Consider the following 208-nt stretch of genomic DNA (forward strand, 5'->3'; position numbering starts at 1 on the left):
CGCGGAAGATGTAACGGGGCTAAGCTATACACCGAAGCTGCGGCTACGTACCTTAGGGTATGTGGGGTAGGGGAGCGTTCTGTAAGCCGTTGAAGGTGTGCTGTAAGGCATGCTGGAGGTATCAGAAGTGCGAATGCTGACATGAGTAACGATAAAGGGAGTGAAAAACTCCCTCGCCGGAAGACCAAGGGTTCCTGTCCAACGTTAA

At 52.4% G+C, this 208-nt stretch carries 1 rRNA gene; it reads left to right on the top strand.

What is annotated here, in order from left to right:
• Positions 1–208: ribosomal RNA gene (locus tag IQO02_RS22535) — 23S ribosomal RNA — on the top strand; the annotation flags it as partial.

It is taken from the genome of Vibrio sp. OPT24 (assembly GCF_015163545.1).
GTDB classification, from domain to species: Bacteria; Pseudomonadota; Gammaproteobacteria; order Enterobacterales; family Vibrionaceae; genus Vibrio; species Vibrio cyclitrophicus.